Genomic DNA, 10,001 nt, shown 5'->3' on the forward strand with positions numbered 1-10,001 from the left:
CGGCCCGTGATCGGGCCGTGCCTGTCTCAGTAGGCGGCCGTGAACGCCGCGTACACGGGCGTGCGCGGCAGGCGGTCGTAGATGGCGAACACCACGCGGTCGAAGCACGGCGCCTCGGCCAGCGCGGCCTTGAACGCCGCCGCGACCTCGGCCGGCACGTTACGGAAGACGCCGCAGCCCCAGGCCCCCAGCACCAGCGTGCTGTGGCCGTGCGCGGCCGCGACCCGCAGCACCCGGGTGGCCCGGCGGCGCAGCACGGCGGGCACGTCCCCGGCATCTTCGGGCTGGTTGCGCAGGATCGCTCCGAGGTTCGGCGCCGCGGCGGTCAGGAAGGCCGTGCGGAAGGGCGTGTCCAGCAGCCGGCCCTTGTCGTCGCGGAAGACGGGCACGCCCGGGGAGTAGATGACCCGGTCGCTGTACCGCAAGTCGCGCTGCTCCCGGTGAAAGGCGTAGAACTCGGGGGCCGTGCGCTGGCAGGCGTACAGGGCCGAGGACCGGGCCAGGCTCTCCTCCTGGGCCTGTGCGCCGCCGAGGAAGCCGCCGCCGGGGTTCTTGGCCGAGGCGAACACGAGCGTCGCCGCCCCTTCGCCCACGCGCTGCGCCGCCGCCAGCGTCGACTCGTGCGTCACCTCGATCGCCGGCGGCCCTTCGACGCGCCGCCCGGCCGCCACCGGACCGTCCGGTTCGTACAGCCGCGTCCCCGCGATGGCTTCTTTCACCGCGGTGGCGATGGATACCGTCCTGCCGTTCTCCGGCCCGTACTCGCCTCGTTCGGCGATCTCGACGGTCTGGCGGGCCATCTCCCGCAAACGACCACTCACGCCGTCACCTCCGCTGGCGCTCCGGCGCCGGCGTGAGTGCCAACGCTGTGCTTATGGTTCGCGGCCCCTCCGCTCCGCGCCGGACCGCTCACGCCGACACACGGTAACCATCCGGCGCGACGATGGCGATCGAGTTCTAGCGTTGGCGCATGAGCCAACCGGTCTCCCAGCAGCCGCAGCCGCTGCCCGAATCCGCCCGGGCCCGCCTCGGCCGCACCCGCCAGGGCAAGCCGTTCTTCACCTCGGACCTCTCGGTCAACGAGTTCGTGCTCACCACGCAGGCCGGCTTCGAGCCGCTCGGCCTGGTCATGGGCACGTGCATCTACCACGTGGGCATCCAGCAGTCGCGGTGGAGCGTCAGCCAGGAGCTGCAGGTGCTCAGCCAGGCCATGTACCAGTGCCGCGAGCTGGCCATGGCCCGCATGGAGAGCGAGGCCGACGCCCTGGGCGCGGACGGCGTCATCGGCGTGCGCATCCGTTCGCTGAACTACCAGTTCGCCTCCGACGTGCTGGAGTTCGTCGCCGTCGGTACCGCGGTCAAGTCCACCGACGGCCGTTCGTACCGCACGCCGAAGGGCCGCCCGTTCACCTCGCACCTGAGCGGCCAGGACTTCTGGACCCTGCACCGGCACGGCTGGCTGCCCCGCGGCCTGGTCCTCGGCACGTGCGTGTACCACATCGCGCACCTGACCTTCCGCCAGATGCTGTCCAACATCGGCCAGAACGTCGAGCTCACCAACTTCTCCCAGGCCGCCTACGACGCCCGGGAGATCGCGATGGACCGGATGCAGTACGAGGGCCAGCAGCTCGACGCCGACGGCATCGTCGGCGTGACGGTCGAGGAGTCGGCCTGGGCGTGGGGCCAGCACGCCATCGAGTTCTTCGCGATGGGCACCGCGGTCACCCGCCTGCACCCCGACGCCCAGCCGGAGCACCCGACGATGGTCATGCCGCTGACCGGCTGAGTCTTCAGATGGTGAGCCGCCGCAGCGCCTCGACGGCCGCCGAGTCGCCGCCGGCCTCCTCGACGAGGGCGGCGGTGAGCGACCGGCACCAGTCGTCCGCGCTCACCGTCTCCGAGGACAGCACCACGCCCCGGGACTGGTGCCGGATCACCGTCGTCGGGCGCGCCCCGACCCCGTCCCGGTCCAGCTCGAAGCGCAGCGGGCCGAGCGTGACCGCGACCCCGAGCACGGCCGGCTCCCGCCCGCCCAGCCGCGCCTTGAGCTTGCCCTCCCGCCGTACCTCGACCAGGTGCGGCGGGAGCGCGCTGGACAGGACCGCGAGCAGCATCCCGCCGTGCAGCGAGAGGTCGTCCGTGCAGCGCCGCAGCTGCGCCGCGACCAGCTCGAGGTCGAGGTGCTCCATCAGTCGGCCGAGCCGCGGCGGGGCAGGGCGAAGAAGACGTCCTCGGGCTCGACGTCGGGGTCGCGGGCCGGGCGCGGGGCCGCGCGGACCTCGCCCGGGCGCCAGGCGCGGGCCCGGCCGCGGCGGACGGCCACCCGCATGGCGAAGATCGCCAGGGCGGCGAGCAGCACGGCCACGCCGGCGATGGCGGCGACCTGCGCGGCGTCGTTCCAGCGGGCGGTGCGGGCGGCGACGACCGGGTTCACCGCGGGCGGCGGGATCGGGGCACCGCTGACCGGGTCGTTCTTCGACGGGGCCTCGTTGACGGCCCGGTACGGGTTGACCATGCCGTAGCCGAACTCGTTGCTGCGGGTGCCGCCGCCGATACGGTCCGCGTCGGCCCGCAGGCGCCACGCGACGTCGCTGTTCTTCAGGTACGGCTGGGCCGACCAGACCAGGGCCGCGGCCGCGCTCACGAACGGGGCGGCGAAGCTGGTGCCCTTCCAGTACTGGTGGCCGCTGACCCTCGTGGCGCCGAGCACCAGGTTGCCGGGGGCGGAGACGTCGACGTACGAGCCGATCTGGGACTCGTCGACGCGGCTGAGGTCCTGGTTGACCGCGGCGACGCCGAGCACGTCCGGGTACGCGGCCGGGTAGGAGGCCGGGTCGCTGCGGACCGGGTTGCGGGTCGAGCCGATCGGCGGGTCGGAGGCCTCGGCGTTGGCGTGGTGGTTGCCGACCGAGGCGACGACGATGCAGCCCTTGGTGTTGATGGCGTAGTCGACCGCCTGCGCGACGGCCGGGTAGTCGGCGTCCAGGCTGAGCGAGATGTTGATGATTTTGGCGTTCTGGTCGGCGGCGTACCGGATCGCCTTGGCGAAGACCTCCGGCGTCACCGCCTCGCCGTTCGTCCCCTCCGCGTGGTCGCTGACCCGGATCGGGAGGATTTTCACGCCCTGGGCGAGCCCCTCGAAGCCCACGCCGTTGGTGTGCTTCGCGGCGATGATGCTGGCTACCGCCGTACCGTGGGAAGTGCAGTCGAAATCGGCGCCGGCGACGTTGCGCAGGAAGTCGAAGCCGGGCAGGACCTGCCCCTCGAGCTGCGGATGCGAGCTGTCGACGCCCGAGTCGATGACCGCGACGGTGATGCCCGCCCCGGTGGCCGTCGGCCAGATGCGCTGGGCCCCGAACAGCTGCTGTGGCCAGGGCGTTTCCTTCACCACCGAGCCGGACTTGGCCGGGCTGTTGCACACCCCGGCAGGCGGCGGCTCCGCGAGCGCGGGGGAGGGCGCGCCGAGCAACGCGGCCGCGGCACCCAGCGCTGCGATGGCGGCGAACCAACGCTGCACGTCGTGGCCTTTCTGCCGGATCGATTCGGTCTGGTGGCGTATTGCCGTTGTTGAGTATCGTACGGTTGGACGGCCGGCGACGGGGAGGGCACCTTGGACAACCGTGCGCTCCGAGCGCGGGCAGATGAGCTGCTGGGAGACCTCGACCGGCTCCGCGGCGGGATGAAGACGCTGCAGCAGCAGCTGCGCTCGATCACGGCCACCGCCAAGTCCGACGACGGGTTCATCACCGCCGTCGTGGGCCCGCGCGGCCAGCTCATCCGGCTGGACATCGACGCGCGCATCTACCGCCGCCCCGACTCGCGCCAGCTCGCCACGTCGATCACCAGGACCATCCAGACCGCCGCGGCCGACGCGATGCGCCAGGTGCAGGAGGCGTGCAAGCCGTACATGCCGGAGGCCGACATCCAGGCCCACCTGGAGTTCGACCTCGACGGGATGCGGCACAAGCTCGACTCCGAGCTCGGGCTGCTCGACGTGGAGAACGCAACGGGTAAGGAGAAGCGATGACGGCCGACAACACCGCGGTCAACCCCACCGAGGCGCTCAGCGCCGCGTCGCAGATGACCACCGTGGGCGACTCCATGCTCTCCAAGTGGCGCAGCCTGCGCGCGCGTATCGACGAGCTCAACGGCTCGCAGCCGTGGGGCAACGACGATCCGGGCAAGAACTTCAACAAGAACTACCTGGAGGGCGAGCACCCGCCGGCCACGAGCGTCCTCGAGGGCGGCGAGAGCATGGTGATCGCCGTCTCCAAGCTCGGGGAGCAGGTCCGGGAGGGCGTTCAGGGCACGGTCGACCTCGACGACCTGACCGCCGACTGGTTCAAGAAGTCGTGACGCGGCCCCGCCGGGGTTGACACGGGGAGCCGTCGACATTGTCTGTTCAGAAGCCGTCCCTCCACCCCCTCGACTGGCTGTGGGACGCCATATGCATCATCGGCGGCGGTTCCGCGTGGCCGGAGGGCGACGAGGACAAGCTGCGTGACCTCGCGCGCGCGTGGCAGGACCTCGGCACCGAGCTCAACGGCCGGCTGAACAACGCCGACACCATCGCCATGCAGATCGCGCAGGCGTGGGGCGGCGACGCGGGCGATGCGTTCAACACGTACTGGAGCGCGCTCGCCGTCGGGCCGGAGCACGGCCTGCCGCAGGTCGCCGACATCGCGATGAACTACTCCGCGGCGGCCGACAACGCCGCGATGGAGATCGAGTACGCCAAGCTCGTCCTCACCATCACGCTCGTCATCACCGTCATCACGGTGCTCATCTGCCAGGCCCTCGCGTTCTTCACCGCTGGCGGGTCCGAGGCCGCCGCCGGGGCCGCCGTGGCCACCGCCCGGACCATCGCGGGGCGCGTGCTGCAGCGGCTCGTGCAGTGGCTGGGCAAGGGGATCATTCGCAAGCTCTTCACGAAGTTCGTGATTCATGAGGTACAGCAGATTGCCTTCTCGGTCGGGGCGGACTTCCTCGCGCAGGAGATCCAGATCGCCGAGGGGACGCGCAAGGAGCTCGACACCAACTCCCTGCTCAACAGCCTCGTCTCCGGGGCCATCACCGGGGCGCTGACCTTCCCGCTCAACTTCGTCCACCTGCCGATCAAGGGGCGGCTGCCGCGGGTGGCCGCCAACGCCGGCATCCACGCCGGCGCGAACGCCCTGGTCATGCCCGCGTCGATGATGCTCACCACCGGGTTCATGACGGGGGACTGGAGCTGGAAGAACATCACGCAGGGGATCTCGCTGGAGACGTTCCTCAACGGGGCGGCCATGGGCGGGGCGATGGGGGGCATCGGGGCGCTTCGCAGCCCGCACGCTCCAGGCGCCACCCGAGCGCCCGGCGATGTCGGGATGGGCGAGACCGGGCGGACCGGGGCTGGTGAGCCTGGTCTGGGCGATGCCGGTGGGCTCGGGGACACCCATGGGCTCGGTGACTCCGGCGGGCTCGGGGACACCCATGGGCTCGGTGACTCCGGCGGGCTCGGGGACACCCATGGGCTCGGTGACTCCGGTGGGCTCGGGGACACCCGTGGGCTCGGGGACATGGGTGGGCTGGGTGATCGCGGCGGGCTTGGTGACTCGGGTGGGCTTGGCGATGGCGGGGTCACCGCCGGTGATCATGGGACCGGAAATGTCGGTGGGTCCGGGTACAATCTGGGCGACGGCAATTCACTGGCTCCGAACTCCGAGCACCCGGCTGGCGGCTCCGTCACCGCTCCTGTGGACTCGACTACGACAACGGCACCGCACGCCAGTGATCCTGTAACGCAGCATGGTGGCGATCCGGTAACCCATGGTTCGGGTGACCCGGCGAGCCAGCGTGCCGCCGATCCGGTCGTCCAGTCCGCAGGCGATCCGGTGACGCGGGGCGCTGGGGATCCGGTGACCCATTCCGGGGGCGATCCGGTGACCCAGCGCGCCGAGGTGCACACCGGCCAGGACGCTGGCGGCGGTTCCTCGGGCGACCGCTCGACGGGCACGACCGGTAGTGCGCCGTCGCGGGATGCTGCGCCGATCGTTGCCGACCACCCGGCCGCTGGTGCGGAGCGCCCAGGTGACCCGGCACGGACGGCCGAGGGCGGGCGGGCAGCGGACACCGCCCGCACCTCGGATACGGGCCGCACTACGGATACAGGTCGCACCACGGACGCGGTCCGCACTACGGATACAGGTCGCACTACGGACGCGGGCCGCACTACGGATGCTGGTCGCACCACGGACACGGGCAGGACGACCGAAGCGGGCCGGACGACCGAAGCCGGGCGCACTACGGATGCCGGGCGCGGGACCGACGGTGCGCGGACTTCGGACGGGGCTCGGTCGGCGGACGGGGCGCGGTCCGGCGAGGGCGCGCGAACGACGGACGGGACCAGGTCCGGAGAAGGTACTCGGTCCGGCGAGGGTGCGCGGACGGGCGATGGGGCGCGTACCGGCGAGGGGGTGAAGAGCGGGGACGGAGCGAAGAGCGGCGACGGGGCGCGGGCCACCGAGGGTGGGCGTACGGCCGAGCAGAACCGGACCAACGGCTCTGTCCGGGCCCCTGAACGGTCGGGCGCGTCCGAGGCCGGGCGGCCGGCCGACGGCGGGACGCGGCCCGGGGACCACGTGCGCTCCGGGGACAGCGTCCGCGGTGGCGATCCCGCGCGTTCTGGTGACCCCGCGCGTTCTGGCGACCCCGCGCGTTCTGGTGACCCCGCGCGTTCCGGCGATCCTATGCGGGCTGGCGATCCTGTTCGGGGCGGTGATCCGGTTCGGGTCGGCGACCCTGCGCATGCCGGCGAACCCGTTCGCGTCGGTGATCCGGTGCGGGCCGGGGACGGCGGGGCGGGGCAGCCCGCGCACGTCGGGGAGCATGCGCGCGGGGCCGAGGCTTCGCCCGTGCACGACGGGACCGGGAACGGGCACGATCCGCTGCGGGTCGGGGACCGGGAGAAGGAGCCGGCCGCGCTGTTCGTGCCGCTTCCGCGGCTGGATGACATGCCGGTGCGGCTCGGCGGTACCGATGCGCCGCCGGCCGGGCACACGCGGACCGTTGGCGGGCACGACGGTACCGGCGGGCCTGGGGAGCACGGCGGCGGGCGCGACTCGGGGACCGGCGGCGAGCGCGGGGGCAGTGGCCGCGACGGCGGGCCCGACGACGGGCCGCGGGACGGCGGGCCGCGCGACGACGGGCCTCCCGGGGGCAGTGACAACCCGCCGCCGCCCGGGGATCGGCCCGGGGGCGGGGGCAACGAGCCCGGCTCGAAGCTGTCGACGACCGAGACGGCGGCGGGCACGCGCAGCTACGAAGGGCCGACCCGGCACTTCGAGGGGGACCCCAACAGCCCCGAGGGCAAGGCCGCGGTCGACCAGTCCGCGCGGGATCTCGCCGACGCGGCCCGCAAGCAGATGGACACCGAGAAGGTCGGGACCAAGAACAAGGTGCGGGTCGCCGGGGCGCTGATGACGCCCGAGGACCCGAGTGTCACCAGCCACACGAGCGCGCGGCCGATGCGGCACTCCGACGGGACGCCGCCGACCGACCTGCGGGTGCATCCCGAGGCGCAGCGGGTGCTCGACGAGATCAAGGCCGCGGCCGAGCAGGACCCCGACAAGCGCATCGGGCAGAACCACGGCAAGTGCGCCGAGATCGTGCTCGTGTCCGACCGGCTGTACGAGCTGGAGCGGCAGTGGGAAGGGTCCGGGCGGCCGGGGGAGTTCGGGGACTACGCGCGCGAGCACCTGCGCGACGGGGTCGTGTCCACGCACTGGATCGGGGAAGGGTCGCGGCAGGAGCACGGGGAGTACGCGCCGCCCTGTGACACGTGCGGGCCGTTCATCGACGACTTCGGGATCACCGCGATCGATCCCCATGAAGGGGTCGCCGCGCACGATCCCACCATCGGGCCCCACGATCCGAACGCCGGGCCTCACGACCCGAACGCCGGGCCCCACGATCCGACTGTCGGGCCTCACGATCCGGGCGCTGGGACGCATGACTCCAGTGCCGGGGGGCACGACGAGTCCGGGGTGGGCGGGCCGCATGACAACGAGCCGCCCAGCACCGTGGGGCGGGTCGGGGATGGGCGTACCGTCGCGGAGACCCGGCCCGGCGAGCACATCGATCCGCCGAAGGAGCGCGACGTCCGCGCGCTCGAGGACGCGTTCCCGCGCGAGAACGGCGAGCCGGTCATGCACCCCGACCCGCGCGTGGGGGAGTGGGCGGAGAAGGTCAACGACGGCGGGCCGCACGAGCCGGGGCGCAACAACAACTGCCCGGACGTGGCCATGGCCGTGCTGGCCAACCACTACGGCGAGCCCACCGTCGCCGGGTCGATGCACGATCCCACCGTCGGTGGCGAGCACAACGGCGCGCAGCGCATCGCCGAGTGGACCCGCGGGGAGTGGGAGCTCAACGGGCGCGACGCTGGCGGGCTGGAGCGGGTTCGGGACCAGCTGAAGGAGGCCGGGCCCGGGTCGGCCGCGGTCATCGTCGTCAAGTGGGGCGACAGCGGCGAGGGGCACTCGTTCAACGCCTTGAACATCGGCGGGGACGTCGTCTGGGTCGACATGCAGCGCGGCCTGATCTCCGACCACGGGCCGATCTACGACAGCAACATCGCCGGGGTCTGGTCGATCACGCTCGACGCGCACGGCGAGCCGATCATGCCGGGCACGCACGAGCCGGGCGGGGTGCACCAGCCGCACGAGCCGGGGTCGTCGGGGGGTGAGCCGTACCAGCCGAAGGAGCTGTCGCGGCACCCCGCCGCGTACGGCACGGAGATCGAGATCCCGCTGCACACCGGGCCGGACGGGCGCATGCACATGCCCGGCGACCCGAAGGGGACCTGGCGCATCGAGACCGGTCACCTGCGGGGCGAGAAGGGCTTCGTCAACGACTGGCACAAGGCGGTCCGGCACAACATCGTCGTGTCGGTGCACGAGGGCGAGTCCAGCCCGCACATGCTCAAGCACGACGAGGCGCTCGCGCACGACCCCAACGTGCGTACCGACCCGGTCGACGGCGTGCGGCACGCTTCGCAGGACTGGCACGCGGCCAAGGACGAGGTCAACCGGATCGTCGAGGCCCGCAACCAGGAGGTCGACCGGGTCAACGAGCTGCTCGGCCGGGAGGGGCGCCGGGCGTACAGCCACGACAGCTTCGCCCCGGGCGAGGCGTACGACCGGACCATCGCCGACATGAAGCCCTCCGACCTGGAGAAGCTCCCGCAGGAGGTCTTCGACCGGTTCGACCAGCTGGCCAAGGACTTCCACATGGCCCGCAACGACCAGGCGAAGGCCAGCGGCGTGGCCGGCATGCACGCGGGCCTCGGCACCGCGCGCGAGCTGCTCCTGCGGACCGACCCGGTGCACGGCGAGGTCCCGCCGGAGACGGTGCACGTGCGCGGCGAGCCGACGTCGGCATCGCCCGGCGAGGTCGACATCATCGCGCTGCGCTGGAACCCGGATCACCCGGAGATGAACCGGCTGGACATCTGGGAGGCCAAGGGCGGCAACGGCAAGATCGGCGGACGGTTCGACCCGGTGCTCAAGGGCCGGGTCGAGCAGGGCACCGCGCCCTACCTGAAGTGGATGCTCGAGAACGACCCGAACCTGCTGCGGCTGTACGTCGAGTTCCCGGGCCTGCTCGACGGCCTCAAGAGCGGGGCGGTGCCGATCGAGTACCACAAGGTCACCCAGTCGATCCTCCCGCGGGTCGAGGGCGAGACCGACCCGGTCAACGGCAAGCCGCACGTGCCGGAGCCCACCGGGCCGACCACGAAGATCAACGACTTCATCATGCGCGAGGGCAAGAACGTCCTCGACCACGCGGGCATCGAGCCCAACTGGGACGTGATCGGCTCGCCCGAGATGCCGGCGTCGCCCGGCCACGCGGTGGGCGGCGGCGAGTTCGCCCCGCCGCACGTCAACGTGGCCGACGGCGGGCGCACCTGGCATGCCACGATGCCGCCCGAGCTCACCTGGCGCGGCGCCGACCCGCACGCC

At 72.4% G+C, this 10,001-nt stretch carries 7 protein-coding genes; 4 read left to right on the top strand and 3 right to left on the bottom strand.

Annotation, left to right across the window (positions count from 1 at the left end; genetic code table 11):
* Positions 1–26: 26 nt before the first annotated feature.
* Entirely contained in the window at positions 27–821 is a 795-nt protein-coding gene (locus ABD352_RS16005) for a TIGR02452 family protein (protein WP_344613153.1), read from the bottom strand.
* 149 nt (positions 822–970) lie between these two features.
* Here ABD352_RS16005 and ABD352_RS16010 point away from each other — a divergent pair, with 149 nt between their 5' ends.
* Positions 971–1,786 carry a heavy metal-binding domain-containing protein gene (locus tag ABD352_RS16010; RefSeq protein WP_344613154.1) on the top strand — a complete coding sequence of 272 codons (816 nt, stop codon included), beginning with the start codon at positions 971–973 and terminating at the stop codon, positions 1,784–1,786.
* A 4-nt stretch (positions 1,787–1,790) separates the two neighbouring features.
* Here ABD352_RS16010 and ABD352_RS16015 read toward each other — a convergent pair whose 3' ends face one another.
* Together ABD352_RS16015 and mycP are read right to left on the bottom strand one after the other, a co-directional pair.
* Positions 1,791–2,189, bottom strand: a complete 399-nt coding sequence (locus tag ABD352_RS16015) for a hypothetical protein (protein ID WP_344613155.1) — start codon at positions 2,187–2,189, stop codon at positions 1,791–1,793.
* Complete coding sequence (gene mycP, locus ABD352_RS16020; protein ID WP_344613156.1) at positions 2,189–3,517, bottom strand: type VII secretion-associated serine protease mycosin; 1,329 nt, start codon at positions 3,515–3,517, stop codon at positions 2,189–2,191. The genes ABD352_RS16015 and mycP overlap by 1 nt, the downstream gene beginning before the upstream one ends.
* A gap of 93 nt (positions 3,518–3,610) precedes the next feature.
* Here mycP and ABD352_RS16025 point away from each other — a divergent pair, with 93 nt between their 5' ends.
* The 3 genes from ABD352_RS16025 to ABD352_RS16035 all read left to right on the top strand — a co-directional run.
* Positions 3,611–4,027: a YbaB/EbfC family nucleoid-associated protein gene (locus tag ABD352_RS16025; RefSeq protein WP_344613157.1), complete on the top strand. Its 417-nt coding sequence runs from the start codon at positions 3,611–3,613 to the stop codon at positions 4,025–4,027.
* The gene (locus tag ABD352_RS16030; RefSeq protein WP_344613158.1) at positions 4,024–4,356 is read left to right on the top strand and encodes a hypothetical protein; all 333 of its coding nucleotides are present in this window, start codon (positions 4,024–4,026) and stop codon (positions 4,354–4,356) included. The genes ABD352_RS16025 and ABD352_RS16030 overlap by 4 nt, the downstream gene beginning before the upstream one ends.
* A gap of 38 nt (positions 4,357–4,394) precedes the next feature.
* A partial coding sequence (locus ABD352_RS16035) for a WXG100-like domain-containing protein (RefSeq protein ID WP_344613159.1) occupies positions 4,395–10,001 on the top strand: 5,607 nt, incomplete at its 3' end.

The organism is Dactylosporangium salmoneum (assembly GCF_039532525.1).
Taxonomy (GTDB): Bacteria; Actinomycetota; Actinomycetes; order Mycobacteriales; family Micromonosporaceae; genus Dactylosporangium; species Dactylosporangium salmoneum.